At 65.6% G+C, this 24,125-nt stretch carries 20 protein-coding genes; 5 read left to right on the top strand and 15 right to left on the bottom strand.

Annotated features, from left to right (window positions below):
• Positions 1 to 39 precede the first annotated feature (39 nt).
• The 5 genes from ccoS to AC0Z35_RS25660 all read right to left on the bottom strand — a co-directional run bounded on the left by ccoS (position 40) and on the right by AC0Z35_RS25660 (position 4,359).
• Positions 40 to 201: a cbb3-type cytochrome oxidase assembly protein CcoS gene (ccoS, locus tag AC0Z35_RS25640; RefSeq protein ID WP_046805402.1), complete on the bottom strand. Its 162-nt coding sequence runs from the start codon at positions 199 to 201 to the stop codon at positions 40 to 42.
• Positions 198 to 1,172, bottom strand: a complete 975-nt coding sequence (locus AC0Z35_RS25645) for a P-type ATPase actuator domain-containing protein (protein ID WP_046805456.1) — start codon at positions 1,170 to 1,172, stop codon at positions 198 to 200. Before AC0Z35_RS25645 ends, ccoS begins: the two co-directional genes overlap by 4 nt.
• A gap of 74 nt (positions 1,173 to 1,246) precedes the next feature.
• Entirely contained in the window at positions 1,247 to 2,443 is a 1,197-nt protein-coding gene (locus AC0Z35_RS25650; protein WP_104144318.1) for a CaiB/BaiF CoA transferase family protein, read from the bottom strand.
• Positions 2,440 to 3,321, bottom strand: coding sequence for an HpcH/HpaI aldolase/citrate lyase family protein (locus AC0Z35_RS25655; RefSeq protein WP_219990540.1), 882 nt, complete (start codon positions 3,319 to 3,321; stop codon positions 2,440 to 2,442). The genes AC0Z35_RS25650 and AC0Z35_RS25655 overlap by 4 nt, the downstream gene beginning before the upstream one ends.
• A gap of 39 nt (positions 3,322 to 3,360) precedes the next feature.
• Positions 3,361 to 4,359 carry a tripartite tricarboxylate transporter substrate binding protein gene (locus AC0Z35_RS25660; protein WP_046805405.1) on the bottom strand — a complete coding sequence of 333 codons (999 nt, stop codon included), beginning with the start codon at positions 4,357 to 4,359 and terminating at the stop codon, positions 3,361 to 3,363.
• 145 nt (positions 4,360 to 4,504) lie between these two features.
• On the opposite strand from AC0Z35_RS25660, the gene AC0Z35_RS25665 reads away from it, so the two are divergent.
• Positions 4,505 to 5,362: a LysR family transcriptional regulator gene (locus AC0Z35_RS25665; protein WP_104144315.1), complete on the top strand. Its 858-nt coding sequence runs from the start codon at positions 4,505 to 4,507 to the stop codon at positions 5,360 to 5,362.
• On the opposite strand, the gene AC0Z35_RS25670 is transcribed toward AC0Z35_RS25665, so the two are convergent.
• Positions 5,359 to 6,255, bottom strand: a complete 897-nt coding sequence (locus AC0Z35_RS25670) for a LysR family transcriptional regulator (protein WP_485133236.1) — start codon at positions 6,253 to 6,255, stop codon at positions 5,359 to 5,361. The genes AC0Z35_RS25665 and AC0Z35_RS25670 overlap by 4 nt on opposite strands.
• Positions 6,256 to 6,361: 106 nt before the next feature.
• Here AC0Z35_RS25670 and AC0Z35_RS25675 point away from each other — a divergent pair, with 106 nt between their 5' ends.
• Positions 6,362 to 7,426, top strand: a complete 1,065-nt coding sequence (locus AC0Z35_RS25675; protein ID WP_485133235.1) for an NAD(P)-dependent alcohol dehydrogenase — start codon at positions 6,362 to 6,364, stop codon at positions 7,424 to 7,426.
• A 171-nt stretch (positions 7,427 to 7,597) separates the two neighbouring features.
• Here the strand turns inward: AC0Z35_RS25675 and aceA are convergent, their stop codons facing one another.
• Positions 7,598 to 8,917 (bottom strand): isocitrate lyase, encoded by a 1,320-nt coding sequence (gene aceA, locus AC0Z35_RS25680; RefSeq protein ID WP_046805409.1) that lies wholly within the window; start codon positions 8,915 to 8,917, stop codon positions 7,598 to 7,600.
• 321 nt (positions 8,918 to 9,238) lie between these two features.
• On the opposite strand from aceA, the gene queF reads away from it, so the two are divergent.
• From queF to AC0Z35_RS25695, 3 genes are all read left to right on the top strand, one after another.
• Positions 9,239 to 10,063, top strand: coding sequence for an NADPH-dependent 7-cyano-7-deazaguanine reductase QueF (queF, locus tag AC0Z35_RS25685; protein ID WP_046805410.1), 825 nt, complete (start codon positions 9,239 to 9,241; stop codon positions 10,061 to 10,063).
• A gap of 173 nt (positions 10,064 to 10,236) precedes the next feature.
• On the top strand, positions 10,237 to 11,391 hold the full coding sequence (locus tag AC0Z35_RS25690) for a M20 aminoacylase family protein (protein WP_485133234.1): 1,155 nt from the start codon (positions 10,237 to 10,239) through the stop codon (positions 11,389 to 11,391).
• Between the two features lie 106 nt (positions 11,392 to 11,497).
• Positions 11,498 to 12,835, top strand: coding sequence for an MFS transporter (locus AC0Z35_RS25695; RefSeq protein ID WP_052946036.1), 1,338 nt, complete (start codon positions 11,498 to 11,500; stop codon positions 12,833 to 12,835).
• A gap of 33 nt (positions 12,836 to 12,868) precedes the next feature.
• On the opposite strand, the gene AC0Z35_RS25700 is transcribed toward AC0Z35_RS25695, so the two are convergent.
• The 8 genes from AC0Z35_RS25700 to AC0Z35_RS25735 all read right to left on the bottom strand — a co-directional run bounded on the left by AC0Z35_RS25700 (position 12,869) and on the right by AC0Z35_RS25735 (position 24,089).
• Positions 12,869 to 14,203 carry an MFS transporter gene (locus AC0Z35_RS25700; protein WP_046805458.1) on the bottom strand — a complete coding sequence of 445 codons (1,335 nt, stop codon included), beginning with the start codon at positions 14,201 to 14,203 and terminating at the stop codon, positions 12,869 to 12,871.
• Positions 14,204 to 14,499: 296 nt separating this feature from the next.
• Positions 14,500 to 15,072, bottom strand: a complete 573-nt coding sequence (pgsA, locus tag AC0Z35_RS25705; protein WP_046805412.1) for a CDP-diacylglycerol--glycerol-3-phosphate 3-phosphatidyltransferase — start codon at positions 15,070 to 15,072, stop codon at positions 14,500 to 14,502.
• A 96-nt stretch (positions 15,073 to 15,168) separates the two neighbouring features.
• Positions 15,169 to 16,998, bottom strand: coding sequence for an excinuclease ABC subunit UvrC (uvrC, locus tag AC0Z35_RS25710; RefSeq protein ID WP_046805413.1), 1,830 nt, complete (start codon positions 16,996 to 16,998; stop codon positions 15,169 to 15,171).
• Complete coding sequence (gene nagZ, locus AC0Z35_RS25715; protein WP_104144311.1) at positions 16,961 to 18,019, bottom strand: beta-N-acetylhexosaminidase; 1,059 nt, start codon at positions 18,017 to 18,019, stop codon at positions 16,961 to 16,963. The genes uvrC and nagZ overlap by 38 nt, the downstream gene beginning before the upstream one ends.
• Before the next feature lie 72 nt (positions 18,020 to 18,091).
• Positions 18,092 to 18,523: a holo-ACP synthase gene (acpS, locus tag AC0Z35_RS25720; protein WP_046805459.1), complete on the bottom strand. Its 432-nt coding sequence runs from the start codon at positions 18,521 to 18,523 to the stop codon at positions 18,092 to 18,094.
• An 84-nt stretch (positions 18,524 to 18,607) separates the two neighbouring features.
• Positions 18,608 to 19,348 (bottom strand): pyridoxine 5'-phosphate synthase, encoded by a 741-nt coding sequence (locus AC0Z35_RS25725; protein ID WP_046805415.1) that lies wholly within the window; start codon positions 19,346 to 19,348, stop codon positions 18,608 to 18,610.
• The gene (locus AC0Z35_RS25730; protein ID WP_046805416.1) at positions 19,345 to 20,862 is read right to left on the bottom strand and encodes an efflux transporter outer membrane subunit; all 1,518 of its coding nucleotides are present in this window, start codon (positions 20,860 to 20,862) and stop codon (positions 19,345 to 19,347) included. Before AC0Z35_RS25730 ends, AC0Z35_RS25725 begins: the two co-directional genes overlap by 4 nt.
• A complete protein-coding gene (locus tag AC0Z35_RS25735; protein WP_046805417.1) occupies positions 20,859 to 24,089 on the bottom strand; it encodes an efflux RND transporter permease subunit in 3,231 nt (1,076 codons plus the stop codon). The genes AC0Z35_RS25730 and AC0Z35_RS25735 overlap by 4 nt, the downstream gene beginning before the upstream one ends.
• Between the last annotated feature and the right edge of the window lie 36 nt (positions 24,090 to 24,125).

Below are 24,125 nucleotides of genomic sequence, written 5' to 3' on the forward strand. Positions count from 1 at the left end.
GGAACCGGGGTGTCGGGAATGGGTGGGCGGGGTTTGCGCTTAGCCGCGCGAGCCGCGACCGCTGTCGTCGTCGCGCAGGATCGCCGTGCCGGCGTTGTCGGTATCGTCGTACTGGCCGTTGAACACGGCCCACCACAGCGATACGCCGATGGCCAGCACGAACAGCAGCGACAAGGGCAGCAAGAGATAGAGGATGGTCATGGCGCGGCTTCCAGCGCGCCGACGGGTGCGCTGCCAACCGACCAGTCGCGGCGGCACAGGCGCCACGAGTTATAGGCCACGGCCAGCGAGGACAGCAGCATCGTGATGGCGGCCAGCCAGGGTTGCACCCAGCCCAACAACGCCAGCGGCGTCATCAGCAAATGCCAGATCAACGAGCCGTACAGGTTCTGGCGGGCTTTCTCGCGCGCGCGGCGCAGCAGCGCGCCCAGCGCGGCGTCCGACATGGTGGGGTGCGCGGCCAATGCCGAATGCGCGGACGCCATGGCAGTGGGCACCGCCATCGACATCGCACAGGGGCAGCTCATGACCAGCAGCGCCACCATCACGGGCAGGCTGTGGGCGGGGTCGATGGCCGCCCAGCCGATAGCGGCGGCCAGCGCCAGCACCACCTGCGCCAACACGAAGCGCGAGGCCAGCCGATCGGCGCGCGCGCCCAATTCCAGCCGTTGGGTTTCCACGCGCTGATGCCGCAGGCCGCCCGCCGCGTCGCCGAAGGATTGGCGGGCGCACAGTTCCAGGTAGCGCGCGGTCAGCAAGAACGCCACGAACATCGTGACGGAATCGAAATAGACGTCGCCTCGCCCGGTCCAGGTGGCGTGAACGCTGGGAACAAACGCCGCCACGATGCCCAACGCAACGGGCACGTCCATGCCCGCGCGGCCGTGGCGCAGGTTGTCACCGGCATGGCGCCAGATGGGCCAGGCCGAATACAGCACCACGGGAATGGTCAGGGCGAAGCTGGCCCAGTTCATCAGCACGATGGCCCAGTCCAGCGTTTCCAGCGCGTCGGCGGGCATGCTGTCATGGCGCAGGTAACCGGGCCACGCGAACATCATGACCTGCATCATGGCGAGCCACGCCAGCGACAGGCGCACCAAGGCGTGGCGGCGTTGCTGGCGGTCGGCGTCGGACAGGGACGCCGGGACGGCGAAAATCGATTTTGCTCGCATGCGCCGATGGTACCCAGCGGCGAAGGCCGGCACCTTGATCTGGATCAAGGCGGCATTTCCGGCGTCCAAGCCAGCTATCGCAACGCGCCGCGCTTTTTCAGGTCGGCCACCCGCTCGGCGCAGATTCCCGCTTCGGCCAGCACCTCTTCGCTGTGTTCGCCAAACGCGGGCGCGGCGCGCGGCGTGTCCGCCTGGCTGCGACCGAACTTGATCGCCTGCGCGAAGCCCCGGTAGCTGCCAACGACCGGATGCGCGAATGTGGAGATCATCTTCTCGGCCTGCACCTGGGGAAAGTCGAACATGTCTTCAACGCCGCGCGCGGCGGCGCAAGGCACCTCTTCGCCAAACCAGGCCTCCCATTCCAGCGCGGTGCGCGCGCGCAGCGCTTCATGCAGGCGCGGCACGATTTCGTCGCGATGCTCGGCACGCTTGCGCACCGAGTCGTAACGCGGATTTGCAGCCAGGTCCGCCAGCCCGGTCTTCTCGCACAAGGCCTGCCAGAAGTGCGGCGTGTTGGCCGAGATATACAGATAGCCGCCGCCCGTGGGGTGCAGGCCCGTGATGCCGCCCGAACGCATGTCGCGCCCGATCTCGCGCGGTTCGCCCTCGGCCCAGACCAGCCGGGCCGATTGCAACGCCAGCGCACTGCGCAGCAAGGACACGCCCACGAACTGCCCGCGACCGCTGCGTTCGCGTTCATACAGCGCCGACGCCACCCCGGCCGCCACCATGGACGACGCGTAGTAATCCACCACCGAGCCGTACAGGATCTCGGGCGGGCCTTCCGCCTTGCCCTGCAACGCGCACATGCCCGTCATGGTTTGCAGCACCTGGTCGTAGCCCGCCTTGTCCTTGAGCGGACCGGTTTCCCCATAGCCGGTGACGGCGCAGTAGATCAGCCGGGGGTTCACCTCGGCCAGCTGCTCGTAGGCGATGCCCAGGCGCGCGGGCACGCTGGGCCGAAAGTTGTGCACCAGCACGTCGGCCTGGCGCGCCAGGTCGTGCAGCACGGCCAACGCGTCGGGCTGTTTCAGGTCCAGCACCAGCCCGCGCTTGCCCCGGTTCACGCCCAGGAAGGCGCGGCTTTCGGTGTCCAGCGTGGACGGGTACTTGCGCAGGTTGTCGCCCGTGGGCGGTTCCACCTTGATGACGTCCGCGCCCTGGTCCGCCAGCAGCGTGCAGCCATACGGCCCGGCGATGTAGGCGCTTAAGTCCAGCACGCGTACGCCCGCCAGCGGGCCACCGGTACAAACGTGTTCAGTTGCCATCATTGCTGTTGCTCCGTGCCGTCCAGCCCCAAGGCCTGGGCCGAACGCAGTATCGCTTCGGCGCGGCGCAGAAACGGGCCGTCGATCATGCGGCCGTCCACCACGAACGCGGCGACACCTTTGTCCGATGCCTCGCGCGCGGCCTGCACCACGCGGGTAGCGTGGGCGATTTCTTCATCCGTCGGGCGAAACGCGGCGTTGACCAGCGGCACCTGGCGCGGGTGAATGCAGCTTTTGCCCAGGTAGCCCAGGCTGCGCGCCAGCTCGGCCTCGGCGCGAAACCCCGCTTCGTCTTCGATATTGGCAAAGGCCGAGTCATAGGCAAACACCCCCGCCTCGGCCGCCGCCATGCGCAGCGCAAACATCGCCTGCTGCACGGCCACGTTCTGGCGGCGGCTGATGCCGGCGGGTTCGAAAAGATCCCCCAGGCCCAGCTGCAAGCCGGCCACCGACGGATGCGCGGCCGCCAAGGTGGCCGCCCGGCGCAGCGCGCGGGGCGATTCAATGTTCAACAGCAAACCGACCGGTTCATTCACCCCGTTGGCGGCACGCGCCTGTTCGATGGCGCTGGCCGCCGCCACCACGTCGGCCTCGCTTTCCGCCTTTGGCAGGTTCACCAGATGCAGGCCCGGCCGCACCACCGCCTGCACGTCGGCATGAAAATGCCCGCTGTCCAGCGCGTTGACCCGCACGATCAGCGTCTTGCCCGACGCCGCGGTCTGCGGGTCGGCCAGCATGCGGGCCAGGTGCTCGCGCGCTTCGGCCTTGCGCGACGGGGCCACGGCGTCCTCCAGGTCGAACGACAACGCGTCCGCGGGGCCGCTCAATGCCTTGGCGAATAACTCGGGACGGGAACCTGGAACGAACAGTTTGCTTCTCATGCTTGCGCTCTTGTGACGGAGGTTGAATCGGGGTCGTGCTTATTGAATGGATATGTTCCGGTCGCGCGCCACCTGCTTCCACTTGGCGGCGTCGGCCTGCACCAGGTCGGCAAACTGCGGCACGGTCAGTTCGGCCGGCACCGCGCTTTCCTCGGCGAACATGGCGCGCATCTTGTCGTCGTTGACGATGGCGCGGATCTCGGCGTTCAGCTTGTCCACCAGCGGCGCGGGGGTGCCGGCCGGGGCCAGCACGCCCCACCACAGTTCCACCGAGTAGCCGGGCTGGCCTTCACCGATGGTGGGCAGGTCGGGATAGAACTGCGACCGCTTGGGTGACGTGACGGCCAGCACGCGCAGCTTGCCGCCCTTGAGCAGCGATGCCGTCGACGCGAAGCTGCCGATCACGAAATCGACGCGGCCACCGGCCAAATCGTTCAGCGCGTGCGACATGCCCTTGTAGGGCACGTGCGTGAACGCCGTCTTCTCGCCACCCGCCAGGATTTCGCTGGCCATCTGGTTGACCGAGCCCAGCCCGGCGCTGCCGTAGGTCAGCTTGCCCGGTTCTTTGCGCCCGACAGCCAACAGGTCGGCCATGGATTGGTACGGCGAGTCCTTGCCCACCACCAAGGCCATCGGGCTGCGCGCCAGCATCGCCACGGGCGCGAAGCTGCGCACCACGTCGTACTTCAAATTGGTCTGTACCGCCGCGTTGGTGGTCAGCGTGGACGAAGACAGCATCAGCACCGTGCCGTCCTTGGGTGCGCGCGCGACGTATTCCGCGCCAATCGCCCCGCCCGCGCCGGGCCGGTTTTCAACAATGACGGTGTTCGACAGGCGCGCCCCGAGCTTTTCGGCCAGCACGCGTGCGAACACGTCATTGCTGCCGCCAGGCGGAAACGGCACCACCATGGTGATGGTGGGCGGTATGGAGGCGGACTGCGCCATGGCGGTCGCGGGCGCGCCCGCGGCAACCGCCAGCGTCAGGCTCAGGGCCAACGCGGGTATGGCCGCGCGCAGCGTGTGCAAAGTCAGGTTCATCGTAGGTCTCCTCGGTGTCGGTCTGTTCCGGCAGGCGTGGCACGCCCGTCCCGCAGCCGCTTTTCGTTGTGGTCGTCTCGCATACTAGGACCGGCCACTGATGATATAAAGCGAGGATTCTTAAATCACTACGTGAGGATTCCTGATGAAGATCGAATCTTTCCGTACGCTCAATGCGGTGCTGCGCGGCGGCAGCTTCGCGGCGGGCGCCGCGGATATGAACCTGTCGCCCAGCGCCGTCAGCTTGCAGATGAAGCAGATGGAGCAATACTTCGGCCAGCCGCTGTTCGACCGGTCGGCGCTACAGGTCAGGCCGAACGCCTTTGCCGCCGAAGTGGACGCGGTGCTGCAGGACGCGCTGGCCCGGCTGGACGAACTGCGCCGGCGCAGCACGCCCGCCGTTGAAGGGCGCGTGCGGCTGGGCACCATCGAACCGTTACAGGTCACGCTGCTGCCCCCGCTGCTGCGTAAGCTGCGGGAACGCTATCCCCAGCTGGACGTGCGGCTGGTGCGCGGCCGCGCCACCGAATTGACCGAGAAACTGAAAAAAGGGGAAATCGACGCCGCGATCATCACGCAGCCGGAGACGGGCGGGTCCAGCCGCCTGGTGTGGACGCCGCTGTTTCGGGAAACTCTGGTCCTGATCGCCCCGCCCGATTCCACGGAAACGCGCGTGGCCGAATTGTTCCAGCGCTACGAATGGATTCGCTTTGACAAGACCACTATCGGTGGCCGACTGGCCGCGCGCTATGTGGCGCAGCACGCGCCGCACGCGCGCTGCCGCATCGAAATGCAGTCCCTGGCGGCGCTGACGGCGCTGGTGTCCGCAGGGCTGGGGGTCTGCGTGCTGCCCGAGCCAGGGCGCAACCTGCTGGACGTGCATCCCGTGCGCGTGTTGCCGCTGGGCAAACACGCGCCGTACCGGCAAATTTCCTTTGTGTGCCGGCAAGCAGACGAAGAGAACCGGCTGGTGCAGGCGCTGCTGGAAGGTGCGCGGCCTTAGCTGGGCTCTGCCTGCTTGGCCATATCGATAAACGCGCGCAACGCCGACGATACGCGACGTTGCCTTGGGTAATACAGCATGAAGCCGGCAATTGTGGGGCACCAGTCATCCAGCATGCGCACCAGCCGACCCGATTGCAGCAGGTCGCGCACGTAGTATTCCGGCACGCAGCCGATGCCGATGCCGTCCACCGCCGCGCGCACTTCCGCGTGCACGTCGCTAAGCGCGATGCGGCCGGACACGTCGACTTCAATCGCCACCCCGTCCTTTTCAAATTCCCATTTGTAGTAGCGCCCGCTGGGAAAGCGGTAGCGCACGCACTCGTGGGCCAGCAGGTCGTCGGGATGGCGCGGCAATGGCCGGCCCGCCAGGTAGGCAGGTGACGCCACAGTCGCCGCGCGCAGGCTGGGGCCGATCGGCACGGCCACCATGTCTTCCGGCACGGCCTCCAGCAAGCGCACGCCGGCATCGAAACCCGAGCCGACGATATCGACAAAGCTGTCGTCCTCGGCGATTTCCAGGCGGATATCCGGGTACGCCGCCAGGAAGCGCGCGGCCATCGGCATCAGCAACATGTAGGACGCGGCGCGAGACGTGTTGATCCGCAGCGTGCCGGACGCCGAACCCCGAAAGTGGTTCATCTCTTCCAACGCGTCGCCCAGGTTGGCAAGGGCGGGAAGCAGGCGCTCGGCCAGGCGCTGGCCGGCGTCGGTCAGCGCCACGCTGCGCGTCGTGCGGTTGAACAGGTTCACGCCCAACCGTTCTTCCAGGCTGCGGATCGCGTAGCTGACGGCGGACGTGGACAGGCCCAGTTCTTCGCCCGCGCGGCGAAAGCTGCAATGCCGGGCGACGGCGGCGAACGCCGCCAGGTGCGACAGGTTATCTGCCTGCATGATTATGCAAATTCCTTGAATAAAGCATGCGGAAATTCTAGCTTGATAGCGGGAATGCCGAGGAATATTGTGAACGTCTGCTTAACAAATTTAATTCGAGTCCACCATGATCCAAGCCCGTGGCTATGCCGCCCACAGTACCGACACCCCGCTCGTCCCGTTCAGCTTCACGCGTCGCGAGCCGGGCGATGACGACGTGCTGATCGACATTCTTTACAGCGGCATCTGCCATTCCGACTTGCATCAGGCGCGCGGCGACTGGGGCAATTCGGTGTTCCCGATGGTGCCGGGCCACGAGATCGTGGGCCGCGTGGCGCAAGTGGGCAAGAACGTCACCAAGTTCAAGGCAGGCGATTTCGCGGGCGTGGGTTGCATGGTGGATTCCTGCCTGCATTGCAAGGCCTGCCGCTTGAACCTGGAGCAGTACTGCGAGGAAGGCGCCACCCTGACTTATAACGACAAGGAACGCGGCAGCGACGAACTGACGTTTGGCGGCTATTCCGACCGCATCGTCGTCAAGGAACACTTTATTGTGAAGGTGTCTGACAAGCTGGATCTGAAGGCTGTTGCTCCGCTGCTGTGCGCCGGCATCACCACGTATTCGCCGCTGCGCCACTGGAAGGTCGGCCCCGGCCAGAAGGTGGGCGTGATCGGCTTGGGCGGGCTGGGCCACATGGGCGTGAAGTTTGCCCATGCCATGGGCGCACATGTCGTGATGATCACCACTTCCGCCGACAAGGGCCGCGACGCCAGGCGCCTGGGCGCCGACGAGGTGCTGGTGTCGCGCGACGCAGAGGCGATGGCCGCGCACGCGGGCACGTTCGATTTCCTGTTGAACACCGTGCCCGTCAGCCATGACGTGAACCCGTACCTGGCGCTGCTGACGCTGAACGGCACGATGGCGCTGGTGGGCGCGCTGACGCCGCTGGACCCGATTCCGGGCGCGAACCTCATCATGGGCCGCAAGTCGATCGCGGGCTCGGCCATCGGCGGCATGGAAGAAACGCAAGAGATGATGGACTTCTGCGCCGAACACGGCATCGTCAGCGATGTCGAGATCGTGCCGATCCAGGCCGTGAACGAGGCCTATGAACGCCTGGTAAAAAACGACGTGAAGTACCGCTTCGTCATCGACATGGCGTCGCTGGCCGAAGAGGCGACGGCCGCTTAAGAACAGCAAGGCGGGCGCTGCCCCCGAGGGGGAAAAAAAAGGGTGCCCGAAGGCACCCTGAATCCACCCTACAACAGCACCTACAACTGCAAAGCAATCTATCCGTGCGTCACCCGGTCAGCGCTCACCGGGTGACGCACCATGCGTTCAAGCAATCACGCATTCAAGCGTTCAAGCCACCTTCTGTTCCTTGCCGTGTTCGAACTGGGCTTCTTCCGTGGAGCCCGTCAGCGCCGTGGTCGAGGACTGGCCGTTTTCAATCGTCTGCGTCACGGCGTCGAAGTAGCCGGTGCCCACTTCGCGCTGGTGCTTCACGGCGGTGAAGCCCATTTCGGCGGCGGCGAATTCCTTCTGCTGCAATTCCACGAAGGCGCTCATCTGGCGGCGGGCATAGCCGTGGGCCAATTCGAACATGCCGTAGTTCAGTGCATGGAAGCCGGCCAGCGTGATGAACTGGAACTTGTAGCCCATGGCGCCCAGCTCGCGCTGGAACTTGGCGATGGTGCCGTCGTCCAGGTTCTTCTTCCAGTTGAACGAGGGCGAGCAGTTGTACGCCAGCAGCTTGCCCGGAAATTGGCGATGGATCGCGTCCGCGAACTTGCGGGCATATTCCAGGTTGGGCGTGGACGTTTCGCACCAGATCAGGTCGGCGTACGGCGCGTAGGCCAGACCACGCGAAATGGCTTGATCGATGCCGGCCTTGGTGCGGAAGAAGCCTTCCACGGTGCGCTCGCCGGTGATGAACGGGCGGTCGTTTTCGTCCACGTCGCTGGTCACCAGGTCGGCGGCATCGGCGTCGGTGCGGGCCAGCAGCACGGTGGGCGTGCCCATCGTGTCGGCCGCCAGGCGCGCCGACACCAGCTTGGCCACGGCTTCGCGGGTGGGCACCAGCACCTTGCCGCCCATGTGGCCGCACTTTTTCACGGACGCCAACTGGTCTTCGAAGTGCACGCCCGAGGCGCCGGCGTCGATCATTGCCTTCATCAGTTCAAAGGCATTGAGCACGCCGCCAAAGCCCGCTTCAGCATCGGCCACGATGGGCGCGAAGTAATCGATATAGCCTTCGTCGCCCGGGTTCTTGCCTTCCATCCATTGGATCTGGTCGCAGCGCGCCAACGAATTGTTGATGCGGCGAACCACTTGCGGCACCGAGTTGGCGGGGTACAGCGACTGGTCGGGATACATCTCGCCGGCCAGGTTGGCGTCGCCGGCCACTTGCCAGCCCGACAGGTAGATGGCCTTCAAGCCGGCCTTGACCTGTTGCATGGCCTGGTTGCCGGTCAGGGCGCCCAGCGAATTCACGAAGGGTTCGCTATGCAGCAGTTCCCACAGACGGGTGGCGCCACGTTCGGCCAGCGTGTGCTGCACGCTGATCGAGCCGCGCAGGCGGATGACATCCTCGGCGCTGTAGTCGCGCTTGATGCCCTGCCAGCGGGTGTTCTCGGCCCAGTCTTTCTGCAAATTGCGGATTTCGGTTTCGCGAGTGCTCATGGTGATGCTCCTGGTCAGTGATAAGAAGACTTCAAAGATTCGCGTCTTGCATTGCGTGAATCGTTGGACAAAGTCTATGCCTCTGCTGCAAAGCAAGGTGGGCTTGTGTCTTATAGAAGACGAAAAATATTTGCCTATAAAATCAATAGGTTGAAAGCAGCATTTCGCATCACGAAACGCTTTTGTCATCTATGAAATGCGCTTTGGTTGCGCAGCAGCAGGAACTTTCACATCACGAGACTTACATTTCACAATGCGGAAAAACAGCCTTTTTCGCAGCGCCTACAATGCCGCTATTCCCCCAGCTATTCCTGATTTGCCATGACCCTGTCGCACGGCCCCCTGGGCCAGAGCGTGGCCTACGCCTCGCAATACGATCCCTCGCTGCTGTTCCCCATCGCGCGGTCGCACAACCGCGCGGCGCTGAACCTGACCGCCGGCAACCTGCCCTTTACGGGCGTTGATCTCTGGAACGCCTACGAGCTGTCCTGGCTGGACGCCAAGGGCAAGCCGCGCGTGGCAATGGCCACGTTCTCGGTGCCGGCCGACAGCCCCAACATCATCGAATCCAAGTCATTCAAGCTCTATCTGAATTCGTTCAACCAGACGCGGCTGGTCAATTCCGCCGCGCTGCGTGGGCGGCTGGAACGCGACCTGAGCGCCGCGGCCGGCGCGCCGGTGGGCCTGGACTTCTTCCTGCCCCAGCGCTTTTCCGAATTGCAGATGGGCGAGATGGACGGCATCTATATCGACAAGCTGGATATCGAGATCGACACCTACGAGCCGGCGCCGCAAGTGCTGCGCACGCGGCCGGGCGACGTGGTCCAGGAAACGCTGGCATCGCGGCTGTTGAAGTCCAACTGCCCCGTGACGGGCCAGCCGGATTGGGCCAGCGTGCAGATCCGCTACCGGGGCGCGCCCATCGACCGGGAATCGCTGCTGCGCTATGTGGTGTCTTTCCGCCAGCACGCCGAATTTCACGAACACTGCGTCGAGCGCATCTTCAGCGACATCATGCAGGCCTGCGCCCCCGAACAGCTGACCGTGTACGCGCGCTACACGCGCCGTGGTGGGCTGGACATCAACCCCTGGCGCAGCAACTTCGAAGCCGCGCCCCCGGCCGACGTGCGCACCGTTCGCCAATAAAGCCGACGCGGCGCGCCGCCTGGCGCGCGCCGCGGCTCGCCCGTTCTCACGCTTGGTTACACACGCACTGCCCGCCGCCGTTTTCGTTTATGGTTCGCACGGCATCAGGGCGGGCCGACCGGCTCGCCGCCACATCCGAACCTTAGACATTTCACTCCCCCAAGGAGGCGGCAATGCAAGTGCGAGATTGGTTTGTCGAGCGTCAACCCGAGTACGCGCAATGGAGGCAAGACCTGCATGCGCACCCCGAGTTGAGTTTCCAGGAACACCGCACCGCCGAGCTCGTCGCGGCCAAGCTGCGGCAATGGGGTCTGGACGTGCATGCCGGCATCGGCGGCACAGGCGTGGTGGCCGTGTTGCAGGGCGAACGGCCGGGCAAGCGCCGCATCGGCCTGCGCGCCGACATGGACGCGCTGCCCATGCAGGAAAAAACCACGCTGCCCTACCGTTCCACCCATGAAGGCACGTTCCATGGCTGCGGCCACGACGGCCACACCGCCACGCTGCTGGCCGTGGCGCAGCACCTGTCGCAAAACCGGGACTTTGCAGGCACCATCAACTTCATCTTCCAGCCCGCCGAGGAAACCCTGGCCGGCGGCGTCGCGATGATGGCCGATGGACTCTTCAAGCGCTTTCCGTGCGACGAAATCTACGGCCTGCACAACAACCCCATGGTCGGCAAGGGCCGCGTGGCCGTGCGCGAAGGCGCATTGCTGGCAGCCTGTGACGGTTTTGTCATCCGCGTGCATGGCGTGGGCTGCCACGGCGGCATGCCGCAACAGTGCAATGACCCGGTCGTCATCGCCTGCCAGTTGGTGGGCATGCTGCAAACCGTTGTCAGCCGCGCGCTGGACCCTCTGGAATCGGGCGTGGTCAGCGTCGGCATGATGAACGGCGGCACCGCGCCCAACGTCATCCCCGACCTGATCGAGCTGCGCGGCACGATCCGCACCATGAGCCTCGCCGCCCGCGAGACAGCCCTGCGCCGGGTGCGTGAAATGTGCGAGGGGCTTGGGGTTGCCAACGCCACCCGCATCGACGTCGAGTTCGGCATGGGCTGCCCCCCGACCATCAATGCGCCCGGTCCGGCGGCCACCGTCACGGCGGCCGCCACGCGCGTCGTCGGCGCCGACTTGGTCGATGACCGCATCACCCCGTTGATGGCGGGAGAAGATTTCGCGTATCTGCTCCAGGAATGTCCGGGCGCCTACTTCTTCGTAGGCCAGGACGGCCACTTCTGCCATCACCCGGAATACGACTTCGACGACGACATCCTGCCCACGGGCGCGGCCGTCTTCGTCGAGATCGTGCGCGACCGCCTGGGCTGATCCGCCCTTTTCCCTGGCTGTTTCCCTTAGCTTTTCCATCCACGGACGCGCCGCTGCGGCGCGCCCGTGTTCCCTTACGCCTGTACGGCGCTTGCAGGAGTCCGTGATGACGCCTCCGTCTTCCCCCGCTTATCAAGTTTCCGCCGCCATGCGCCGCCGCGTGGTCATTGCGTCGGTGCTGGGCAACGCCTTCGAATGGTTCGATTTCGCCATCTACGGCATGTTTGCCGCCGTGATATCACGGCTGTACTTCCCCACGGGCGACAACGCGACGTCGCTGCTGCTGGGGCTGGCCACCTTTGGGGTGGCCTTTGCGGTGCGGCCCATCGGCGGGCTGGTGCTGGGCATGTACGCCGACCGCCACGGACGGCGGCGCGCGCTGTCGCTGATGATCCTGATGATGGCGGGCGGCACCGCCATGATCGGCGTGCTGCCCACCTACGCGTCCATCGGCATGGCCGCCAGCGTGCTGATGCTGGTGGCGCGCCTGATCCAGGGCTTTTCGGTGGGCGGCGAATATGCCAGCGCCAGCGCCATGCTGGTGGAGTTTGCGCCGCCCAACCGGCGCGGCCTGTACGGCAGCTTTCAGATGTGCTCGCAGGCGCTGGCGTTCTCGGCCGGCGCGGGCGTGGTCTATCTGCTGTCGTCCAACCTGTCGACCGCCGACCTGGAAAGCTGGGGTTGGCGCGTGCCGTTCCTGTTCGGCATCCTGATCGGGCCCATCGGCTATTACCTGCGCACGCAGGTGGACGAGACGCCCGAATTCCGCAAGTTTCAGGATCAGCGCGTCAAGCCCACGCAGACCACGCTGCGCACGCTGTTCTCGCGCTATCCGCGCGAACTGACCGGGTCGTTCTGCATTGTGGTCACGGGCACGGCGTCCAATTACGTCATGCTGCTTTACCTGCCCCTGTTTGCCGTCACGGAGCTGGGCCTGACGATGGGCGACGCGCAACTAAGCAGCGCCTTGGCCGCCGTGTTGCTGCTGGTGTTGTGCCCGCTGTCCGGCGCGCTGTCCGACCGCCTGTCGCGCCGCGCCCTGATGCTGCCGGCCACGTTCGCCTTTGGCGTCGTCACCTGGATCATGATGGCGCGCGTGCTGCAAGAGCCGTCGTTCGCCACCCTGCTGCAAGCGCAGTTGGCGGCGGCGGCGTGCATGGGCGTGATGTGGGGGCCGACGCCCGCGCTGATGACCGAGATCTTGCCGGTGAACCTGCGGTCCACGGGCGTATCCCTGTCGTACAACCTGGCCGTGATGCTGTTCGGCGGCCTGGCGCCTTTTATCAACACCGCGTTGATCCAACGTACGGGTGACCTGATGGTGCCGGTGTACTACGTGGCGTTTTGCGTCTTCATCGGGCTGATCGGCTTGCTGCTGCTGGGGCCGGGCAAGCCGCGCGGCGATACCGGGCTGCACGCGGCGCTGCAAGAAAGGCCGGCGTAATGACGGCATCGGCTTGAAAGCGGTGGCGCCGGCTCAGGGCCGGGCGACCGCCGCCCCCGCCATGACGGGATCGGCGCGGCGCGCCTGCACCGCGATCCATTGCGCCAGCAGCGCCGCCGCCGTGAACGCCACGCCGGCGCCCACCCACGGGCCCTGGCGGAAACCGGCGTCCAGCAAAATGCCGAAGGCCAGCGGCCCCAGCGCCGACCCGACGTCCATGCCCGAATACACCAGCCCATAGACCGAACCGGTCGAGCCCTTGGGCGTTACACGGCGGATCAACATGTCGCGGGACGGCGCGGCCACGCCCGAGCAGAAGCCGGCCAGGCCCACCACCGGCGCGGCTAGCGCGGCGGGCACCCAGCCCAGCGCCAGCACCACCAGCGTCAAGCCCGCCAAGAGCAGCGCAACCATCACGGTGCGCTCGGTGCGCGGGTTGGCCGATACCAGGAAGCCGCCCGCCGCCATGCCCACGGCCGAGGCCACCATGTAGCCGGACAGAGCCGAGCTGGCCACCACGTTGGACAAGCCATACAGCTGATCCAGCAACGGAATCGTGTAGTTCTGCACCGATGACAAGGCAATCGACGTGCAGGCGAAGAACAGGAACGCGCCCCACAGCGCCGGCTTGGACAGCAACGTGGCCAAGGTGGCCAGCACGCCTTCTTGCGGTTTGGGCGCCTGCGCGGCCGCGGCCTTGGCCGGGGAGGCCGCCGTGTTGGTATTGCCGGTGTCGTCGCCCATGACGTCGGCGCTTAGCGGCAACGGGCCGCCCAGCAAGTGGCCGCCCAGCACGGTCAACAGCAGCACCACCGCCACCAACCCGGCGGCGCTGTAGGCCGCCACGCGCCAGTCGGCCAGCAGGATGATCGTGGTCATGAAAACCGGGGTCAGGGCCCAGCCCAGGTTGCCGGTCAGCCCATGCGCCGAAAACGCGTGGCCCAGCCGCGACGCCGTGATGCGGTGGTTGATGATGGAGTAATCGGCCGGGTGGAAAACGGAATTGCCGATACCGCCGACGATAGCCGCCGCCATCAACATCGGGTAGCCGTTGGCCGACCCGATCAACACGCCCGACAGCACAAAGCACGCCAGGCCGAACCACAGCACGGGCCGTGCGCCGATGCGGTCCACGACAAAGCCGGACGACGCCTGCCCCACGCCCGACACGACGTAGAACGTGGCCACCAGCGCGCCGACGCGCGCGAAGTCCAGGCCGAAGGCCGTGGCCAGCGACACGTTCAGCAGCGGCAACACCAGTTGGAAGAAGTGCGAGGCGGCGTGCGCAACGCCGATCAGCAAGATGGTTTTCCAGTCGCGCCGGCGAACGTCGGCTTCTGATGGAAGGATATGGGTGGCGGTGGTCATTGCAAAAAGCCGCGGCAGCGGCGCGTGGCGCAGGCGGCGAAGCCATGCGCGGGTTGTCTCCGGCAACGGCCGGGGAACCCGGACGTCGTGTTCATGGCGAATGCGGCGGCTGGGCCGGGCCGGATCGTGCCGGCCATCGCTCTTTGAGTATGTCGACGGCCGTCCTGTCGCGAGCCGGGCCGCCGATTTGAAATTCAGGATACTGCCCGGTGGACCGGGCGCATACAGCACATACGGCCGATACCGTCGATACGGCGGACCCGCCGTAAACAACGCCTGCCAACGCCTGCCAACGCCTACAGCGCCTTTTCGCGGATGGCGGGCCAGGCGCGTTGCAGGTAGTACAGCATCGACCAGACTGTCAGCACCGCCGCAACGATGATCAGTACATCGCCCAGCAGCTTGGTGTTCATGCCGTAGATCGGCTGGTTGTACAGCAGGCACGGAATTGCCACCATCTGCGCAGCCGTCTTGAATTTGCCCAGCCGGTGCACCGCGACGCTGGCGCTGGCGCCAATTTTCGCCATCCATTCACGCAGGGCCGAAATGGTGATTTCGCGGCCGATGATGATCAGCGAGATAAACGCGTCGACACGGCTCAGGTCCAGCAGCACGATCAGCGCGGCGCACACCATCAGCTTGTCCGCGACGGGGTCCAGGAAGGCGCCGAACGCCGAGGTCTGGTTCCAGCGCCGGGCCAGCCAGCCGTCAAACCAATCGGTCAGTGCCGCGATGATGAACGCCCACGCCGCAAAAGAGTCGCGGGTGGGAACCGACATCCAGCTCTCGGGCAGGTAGAACAGCCCGACCACCAGCGGAATCATGGCGATGCGCAGCCATGTCAGGATAATGGGTACGTTAATTGGCATAGTGTCCGTATGCTACATCAGCCGGATGACGCTGGCTGTATCGGCGCGGTGGGATGGCCGTGGGATGGCCGAGGGTTGGCCGTGAGTTGGGAGCCCCTACCCACGCAGCGCCTCGTAGATGCGTTCCGCCAGGTCCTGCGAAATCCCGTCCACCGACGCCAGGTCCTCGATGCTGGCGGACGCCACCCCCGAAAACCCGCCAAACCGGGCCAGCAGTCGCTGCCGCCGCCGGGCGCCCACGCCCTCGATCTCTTCCAGCCGCGACACGTTGCGCGTCTTGGCGCGGCGCGCGCGCATGCCGGTAATGGCAAAGCGGTGCGCCTCGTCGCGCACCTGGGCGATCAGCATCAGCGCGGCGGACTCACCGCCCAGCGCCACGGGCGGCCGCTCGTCGGCAAACACCAGGGTTTCCAGGCCGACCTTGCGCCCTTCCCCCTTGGCCACGCCCACCAGCGTCTGGATATCCAGCCCCAATTCCGCGAACACCTTGCGCGCCACTTCGACCTGGCCCTTGCCGCCGTCGATCAGCACCAGCCCGGGCATCGGGGCTTCGCCGTCGGCCACCTTGGCGAACCGGCGCGTCAGCACCTGGCGCATCGCCGCGTAATCGTCACCCGGGGTGATGCCCGCAATGTTGTAACGGCGGTATAGCGACGGCTGCATGTCGTGGTGTTCGAACACCACGCAGGACGCCTGGGTGGCCTCGCCCGCCGTATGGCTGATGTCGAAACATTCAATGCGCAGCGCATCCAGCGCGGCCTCGTCGGTGTCCAGGTCCAGCGCCTCGGCCAGCGCCAGTGTGCGACCGGCGCGAGCGCCAGATTCGGTCAGTGCGCGCGCCAGGGCCATCTCGGCATTCTTGCCCGCCTGTTCCAGCCAGGATCGCCGCGCGCCCTGGGGCCGCGTCAGCATGCGCGACGGGCGCCCACCGGCCTGCTCGATCAGCAGGTTGATCAGTTCCGGGTCGGGCAAGGCGTGCGAACAGACCAGCACGGGCGGCATGGCGTTGTCGGTGTAGTGCTGGGCGATGAAGGCCTCCAGCACCTGCGGCGCGGCCTCGCCTTCGGCGTGCGTCGGAAAGAACGGCTTGTCGCCCAGGTGGCGGCCGCCGCGCACCATCGCCAGGTTCACGCACACCTTGCCGCCCGCCACGGCCACCGCAATGATGTCGGTGTCTTCGCCGCTGGTGTTCTCCATGGTCTGCTGATGCAGCACGCGCGCCAGCGAACCCATCTGGTCGCGCAAGGCGGCGGCTTCTTCAAAGCGCAGCTCGCCCGCTGCCTGCTGCATGCGCGTTTCGATTTCGCCCATGACGTCTTTGGCCTCGCCGTTCAGAAAGCGCACGGCGCGCTGCACGTCGCGCTGGTATTCCTCGGCGTCGATCGCGCCTACGCAAGGCGCCGAACAGCGCCCGATCTGATGCAGCAGACAGGGCCGCGAGCGGTTGGCGAAGACGGTGTCTTCACAGGTGCGCAGGCGGAACACCTTTTGCAGGATCTGGATGGTTTCGCGCACGGCCCAGGCGTTGGGGAACGGCCCGAAGTACTGGCCGCGCTTGTTCGTCGCGCCCCGGTAGTAGGCAATGCGCGGCCATTCGTGGCCGGTGATCAGCAGGTACGGGTAGGACTTGTCGTCGCGAAACAGGATGTTGTAACGCGGCTTCAGGCTCTTGATGAGGTTGTTTTCCAGGATCAGCGCTTCGGCTTCCGAGCGCGTCACCGTGACCTCCAGCCGCGCCACCTTCGCCACCATCTGGGCAATGCGCGGGCTGGCCAGGTTCTTCTGGAAATACGACGAGACGCGCTTTTTCAGGTCGCGCGCCTTGCCGACATACATGACTTCACCGGCCGCATCCAGGTGTCGGTAGACACCCGGCAGATGCGGCAGGTCAGCCAGGAACGATTTGAGATTGAAGTCGTCGGGCATTCTGATAACGGCTTTCGGCCTGCAAGGTATCCCAGTCGGGCGCATCAAAACGCGGCATCAGGCGGCGGATGCGTTCGACCGATTCGGGCGCATGCTCGAACGTCAGTCGCGACAGCAGGTCGTCGGCCAGGTCCGGGCGGTTGCACACCAACACCATGTCGCAACCAGCGTTGAGCGCGGCGTTGGCACGGGCCAGGATATCACCTGCGACCGAGGCGCCTTCCATCGTCAGGTCGTCCGAGAAGACCACGCCGTCATAGCCCAGGCGCTTGCGCAGGATGTCCTGCACCCACTTTTTGGAAAAGCCGGCCGGGTGCTTGTCGACCTTGGGGTAGATCACGTGCGCGGGCATGACGGACGGCAGCACGGCGTCGCCCAGCCACGCATACGGGGCGGCGTCGTCATTGAGGATATCGTCCAGCTTGCGCGGGTCCACGGGGATCTCGTGGTGCGAATCGGCTTGCACATAACCATGCCCTGGGAAATGCTTGCCGCAGGCGGACATGCCGGCCAGCGACAGGCCCTGGATCAGGGCGCGCGACAGCATCGTGACCACGCGCGGGTCCGAATGGAAGGCGCGGTTGCCGATCACCTTGCTGACGCCGTAGTCCAGGTCCAGCACGGGGGTGAAGCTCATGTCCACGCCGCAGGCGCGCAGCTCGGCGGCCAGCACATAGCCGGCTTCCGTGGCCAGGCGCATGGCCTGCAAGGGGTCGCGGTCCCATAGCGTGCCCAGGTCGCGCATGGCGGGCAAGACGGTGAAGCCGTCTTCGCGGAAGCGCTGCACGCGGCCCCCCTCGTGGTCAACCAGGATCAGCAGCGGTTCCTTGCGGGCCTTGTGGATCTGGCGCGTCAGGCGGGTCAGCTGCTTGCGGCTTTCGAAGTTGCGGGCGAACAGAATCACGCCGCCCACCAGCGGATGGCGCAGACGCGTCTTTTCTTCTTTGGTAAGCGAGGTGCCCGCCACGTCGACCATCACGGGGCCGGGAGGCAGGACCACCTTGGATTTTTTCTTGGCCATGAGGCTGTCCTTATATCTGTGGGGCAAGCGGCGGGCGCGGGGCCACGGCCGAAGCCGGGGCCGGGCTCGCGCCTACGGCTTGCGTTCGACCACCACGTAGGCGGCGGCCATGTCGGATTCGTCGGTAATGGATACGTGCGCGGCGCCGAAGCGCTGGCCATACCAGTCCAGCAATTCAGGGGCGATGACCAGCACCGGGCGCCCGCCCGGCGCGTTCAAGGTCTGCACGCGTCGCCAGGTCATGGGCATGCGCATGCCCAGCCCGATCGCCTTGGAAAACGCTTCCTTGGCGGCAAAGCGGGTGGCCAGAAAGCGGATGCCGCGCACCGGGTCGCGGGCGCGGCGCGCGTGGAATTTCAGCAATTCCTCGGCGCCCAGGATTTTTTCGGCAAAGCGGTCGCCATGCCGTTCCAGCGCGCGTTCGATGCGGTCGATGCGCAACAAGTCCATGCCGATGCCGGCGATGGCGCCTGCGGGCAACGGGGCTTTGGGGGATTCAGACATGGGCGTCAACCAAAAACGGCAAAAACAGCGGCAAAAACAGCGGCGGGGCAAGCGTCGTGCGTATCCCTGCGATCCGGCCTGCGATCACAGGCCGCGCAGGGCCTTGAGCCGGGCTTGCACCATCACCGCCTTCATATCGCGCACGGCCTTTTCCCAGCCGTCGAACACCGCCTGCGCCACGATGGCGTGGCCAATGTTCAGTTCGGAAATACCGTCGATGGCCGCCACCGGGGCGACGTTGCCCAGGTGCAGGCCGTGGCCGGCGTTCACGCGCAGGCCATGGCGCAAGCCTTCGGTGACCGCCACGCGGATGCGTTGCAATTCTGCCGCGCGGGCTTCCCCTTCGGCTTCGGCGTAGGCGCCCGTGTGCAGTTCGATCACCGTGGCGCCGGCCTTGGCCGCCGCAGCGATCTGCACCGGGTCTGCGTCGATGAACAACGACACCCGGATGCCGGCCTGGGTCAGCAAGCCCACCGCATCCGTCACCGCGCCCATGGCGCCGGCCACTTCCAGACCACCTTCGGTGGTCAGTTCGGTGCGCTTTTCAGGCACCAGGCAGACGTCGTTGGGTTTGACGGCGCAGGCAATCTCCAGCATTTCGGCGGTAATTGCGCATTCCAGGTTCATGCGCGTGCGCAGCTGCGGACGGATGGCGTAGACGTCCGCATCCTGGATATGGCGCCGGTCTTCACGCAGATGCAGCGTGATGAGGTCGGCGCCGGCGTCTTCGGCGCGCAGCGCGGCGGCCACCGGGTCCGGGTATACCGTATGGCGTTGTTGCCGCAACGTGGCAACGTGATCGATATTTACACCAAGTTCTATCATTGAGCGGTCGTCGTCACTTTGGTCGGTTCTTTCGTGGTTTCTTCCCAGCCGCCGCCCAACGCCTTGTAGAGCTCGACACGGTTGATCAGCGCGGCCAAACCGGTTTGCACCAGCGAAAGCTGGGCATTGAAGAAGTCCACCTGCGCGGTCTGCACTTGCAGGTAGCTGTCGATGCCATTGGTATAGCGCAAATTCGACAGTTCAAGCGTGCGCGAGGACGATTCCTGCAACGCGCGCTGCGCGTCCAGCTGCGCCCCGTACGTGGCTTCGCCCGCCAGCGCGTCTGACACTTCCCGGAACGCCTGCTGGATGGTCTGCTCGTACTGCGCCACGGCGATATTGTCGCGCGCCTTGGCCAAATTCAGCCCTTCGCGGATGCTGCCGCCCGCGAACAGGGGCGTGGTGATGGACGGCGAGAAACTCCAGTAGCCCTGCCCGCCCTTGAACAGATCGCCCAGCGACGGGCTGGCAACGCCCAACAGCCCCGTTAACGAAATGGTCGGGAAGAACGCGGCGCGCGCTGCGCCGATGTTGGCGTTGGCCGATAGCAGCTGGTTTTCGGCGGCCAGGATGTCGGGGCGACGTTCCAGCAGATCGGACGGCAGGCCGGACGGCACCGTGGCCAGCAACTGGTCGCGCCCAAACGGCGCGGCCGGCGGCAGGTCGGCGGGCAGCGGCGCGCCCACCAGCAGCACCAGGGCGTTCAAGGCCTGCGCACGGGCACGCGCCAGTTGCGCCAGGTCGGACGACGCCGTGTCGAGCAAGGACTTGGACTGGTTCAGATCCAGTTCCGAGGCCACGCCGCCGTCGAAACGGCGCTTGACCAGGTCATAGGATTCCTGGCGCGAGGCCAGCGTGCGTTGCGTCAAATCCAGCTGGACTTCGGCCGCGCGATAGTTGAAATACGACTGCGCGACGGAGCCGACCAGCGTGATCTGTACGGTTTTCTGCGCCTGCTCGGTCGACAGGTATTGCTGATACGCCGCTTCGGACAGGTTGCGCAAACGGCCGAACAGATCGATTTCGAAGGTGGTCAGGCCGATACCGGCCTGGTACGAGCTGGAAATCGAACTGGAATCCGGCCCGCCCGCGCGCATGTTGGCCGGCAGATGCTGGCGCTGGCCCTGGATGCCGGCGCCGATGCTGGGCCATTGCGCCCCGCGTTGAACGCCGTATTGGGCGCGCGCTTCTTCCACGCGCTGTACGGCCACGCGCAGGTCGCGGTTATTGACCAGCGCCAGCGAAATCAGGCTTTGCAGGCGAGGATCGCGGAAGAATTCGCGCCAGCCCAGGTCGGCGGCCGGCGTGCCGGCCTCGGGCACAACGGCCGAGGCCGGCTGCGTGCCCAACGACGTGGGATTGTTGTAGCCGCCGTATTGCACCTTGGGCTGATCGGGCCAGGCGCCCGTGACCGGGGCATCGGGACGCTGGTAGTCGGGCGCCAGCGAGCAGCCGGCCAACGCCACCGCCACAAAGGCGGACAAGGCGGATTGCTTGATCATCAGGGCTTTCATGCCTTGCCCTCCGGGCCACCATTGGGTTGAACGGGGGTGTATCCCGCGTCTGCGTCGGGCGAGTCGCCGGCTGCCTTCTTGGCCGCCTGCTCTTCTTCCCAGGCCTTCAATTCGGCGCCCAACAGGCGCGGGCGGGTCTTGAACAGGCCCAGCACCACCACGAAGAAGGTCGGCACGAAGATCACGGCGAACGGCGTGGCGGCCAACATGCCGCCCAGCACGCCCAAGCCGACCGCGCGCTGGCTGGCGGCGCCCGCGCCGGTGGCCATGGCCAGCGGCACCACGCCCAGGATGAACGCCAGCGACGTCATCAGAATGGGCCGGAACCGCAATCGGGCCGCTTCCACGGCGGATTCGTACAGCCCCATGCCCCGCGCGTACTGGTCCTTGGCGAACTCCACGATCAGAATGGCGTTCTTGGCCGCCAAGCCGATCACGGTCACCATGCCCACCTGGAAGTACACGTCGTTGGACATGCCCAGCGCGCTGACCAGCGCCACGGCGCCCAGCATGCCCAGGGGCACCACCAGCATGACCGACAGCGGGATGGCCCAGCTTTCATACAGCGCGGCCAACACCAGGAACACGATCAACAGCGACAGGCCCATCAGGATCGGCGCCTGGTTGCCCGCTTGCCGTTCCTGGTAGGACAGGCCCGTCCATTCGTAGCCGAAGCCTTGCGGCAGCTGCGCGACCAGGTTCTGCATTTCTTCCATGGCCTGGCCGGTGGTGTAACCCGGCGCGGCGCTGCCGCCGATACGCATGGATTCGTAGCTGTTGTAGCGCACCACCTGCACCGGCCCTTGCACCCACTCGGCCGACACGAAGGTGGACAGCGGCACCATGCCGCCCTGGGCGTTGCGCGCGTTCAGTTGCAATACGTCGGACAGCTGCATGCGGTACGGCGCGTCCGCCTGGACCCAGATGTTCTGCATCCGGCCCATGTTGGGGAACTTGCTGAGGTAAGCCGAACCCACCGCCGTCGAGATCAGGGATGCCGCTTCGTTGAAGTCCACGCCCAAGGCCGCGGCCTTGTCGCGGTCAACGTTCAGCGTCAGCTGCGTACCGGCCGCCAGACCGGTGATGCGCACCTGCGACAGCACCGGGCTCTTCATTGCCATGCCCATCAGCTGGCCGGTGGCCGCGGCCAGGGCCTCGGACCCGCCCGACCCACGATCCTGCAAGCGCAGGTCGAAGCCGGTGGCGTTACCCAACGACGAAATAGCCGGCGGCACCAACGTGAACACCTGCGCATCGTGGATGCCCATCAACTGCTTCTGGAAGGCATTGAACGCGATGGCGCCCGCGGAGTCCTGCTTGTCCTTGCGGTCCTTGAAGTCTTTCAAGGTGGTGAACGCGATAGCGGCGTTCAGCCCGTTACCGTTAAAGCTGTAGCCCTGCACGGTGATGATGTTTTCAACGGCCGGGACATTGCGGAAATATTCCTCGACCTGTTCGATCACTTCAACCGTGCGGTTGGCGCTGGCGCCCGTGGGCAGCTCGATGTTGCTGATCACGTAGCCCTGGTCTTCTTCGGGCAGGAACGAGGACGGCAGGCGCAGGTACAACCAGCCCAGCAGCAACACCAGCACCAGGAAGGCCAGCATCATGCGGCCGCCCTTGTGCAGGATGCGCGACACCCAGTTCTGATAGCCGTGCGTGGTGGCGTCGAACTTGCGGTTGAACCAGCCGAAAAAGCCCTTCTTCTCGTTGTGGTGGCCCTTGGGCACCGGCTTGAGAATGGTGGCGCACAAGGCGGGCGTGAAGGTCAGCGCCAGCAAGGCCGAGAAGAAGATCGACACGGCCATGGCCACCGAGAACTGCCGGTAGATCACGCCCACGGACCCGCTCATGAAGGCCAGCGGCAGGAACACCGTGACCAGCACCAGCGTGATGCCGATGATGGCGCCGCTGATCTGCGGCATGGCTTTCTTGGTGGCTTCCTTGGGCGGCAGGCCTTCGGTGGCCATGATGCGTTCAACGTTTTCGACCACCACAATGGCGTCGTCCACCAGAATCCCGATGGCTAGCACCATCGCGAACATCGTCAATACGTTGATGGAAAAACCCAGCCCCAGCATCACCGCGAACGAGCCCAGCATGGCCACCGGCACCACCAGCGCCGGAATCAGCGTGTAGCGCACGTTCTGCAGGAACAGGTACATCACCAGGAACACCAGCACCATGGCTTCGACCAGGGTATGCAGCACCTGCTCGATCGACACCTTGACGTAAGGCGCGGTGTCGTAGGGGATGGCGTACTGGATGTTGCCCGGGAAGTACTTGGACAGCTCTTCCATCTGCTGGCGCACGCCCTGGGCCGTGGCCAGCGCGTTGGCGTCCGGCGACAGCACAATGGCGAAGGCAGCGGTGGGCTTGCCGTTCAGGCGAGCACCGAACTGGTAGTTGTCGGCGCCCACTTCCACGCGCGCGACGTCACGCAGCAGCACCTTGGAGCCATCGGTATTGGCGCGCAGCACGATCTTGCCGAAGCCTTCCACCGTGCTCAGTTGCCCGTTGGCCGTGACGGTGGCCGTGATGCGTTGCGATTCCGGGTTGGGCGGCGACCCGATGCTGCCACCGGAGATCAGCACGTTCTGCGCGGCAATCGCCTGATTGACGTCGTTCATGCTCAGGTTGAAGCCCACCAGCTTGTTGGGGTCCACCCAGATACGCATGGCGCGCGGCGCGGCGAACAGCTGGAACTGGCCCACGCCGGCCACCCGCGACACCGGGTTCTGCACGTTGCGCGTGATGTAGTCGGCCAGCGCCGTCTGATCCAGCGAGCCGTCGTTGGACGACAGCGTCACGATCATCAGGAAGCCGGTACTGGTCTGCTCGTATTGCAGGCCCTGCTGCTGCACGGCCGACGGCAACTGCGCGATCACGTTCGATACGCGGTTTTGCACGTCAACCTGCGCCAGGTCGGGGTTGGTGCCCGGGGCGAAGGTGGCGGTGATGGTGGCGGTGCCGTAGGAATCGCTGACCGACTCGTAGTAGATCAGGCCCTTGGCACCGTTGAGCTTGTCTTCGATGATGCTGGTGACTGATTCCGCCACTTCCTTGGCGGACGCGCCCGGGTACGTGGCGGTGATGGTGATGGCCGGCGGGGCCACGTCCGGGTACTGCGCCACTGGCATGTTCGGGATGGCCAACACCCCGGCCAGCAAAATGAACAGGGCAACTACCCAGGCAAAAATTGGTCGATCAATGAAAAATTGCGGCATGTGGGCTGACTCTGAAAGCGATGCTCACCAAAGGGG

Source organism: Achromobacter sp. 1L-A-4-B-C2 (genome assembly GCF_057291955.1).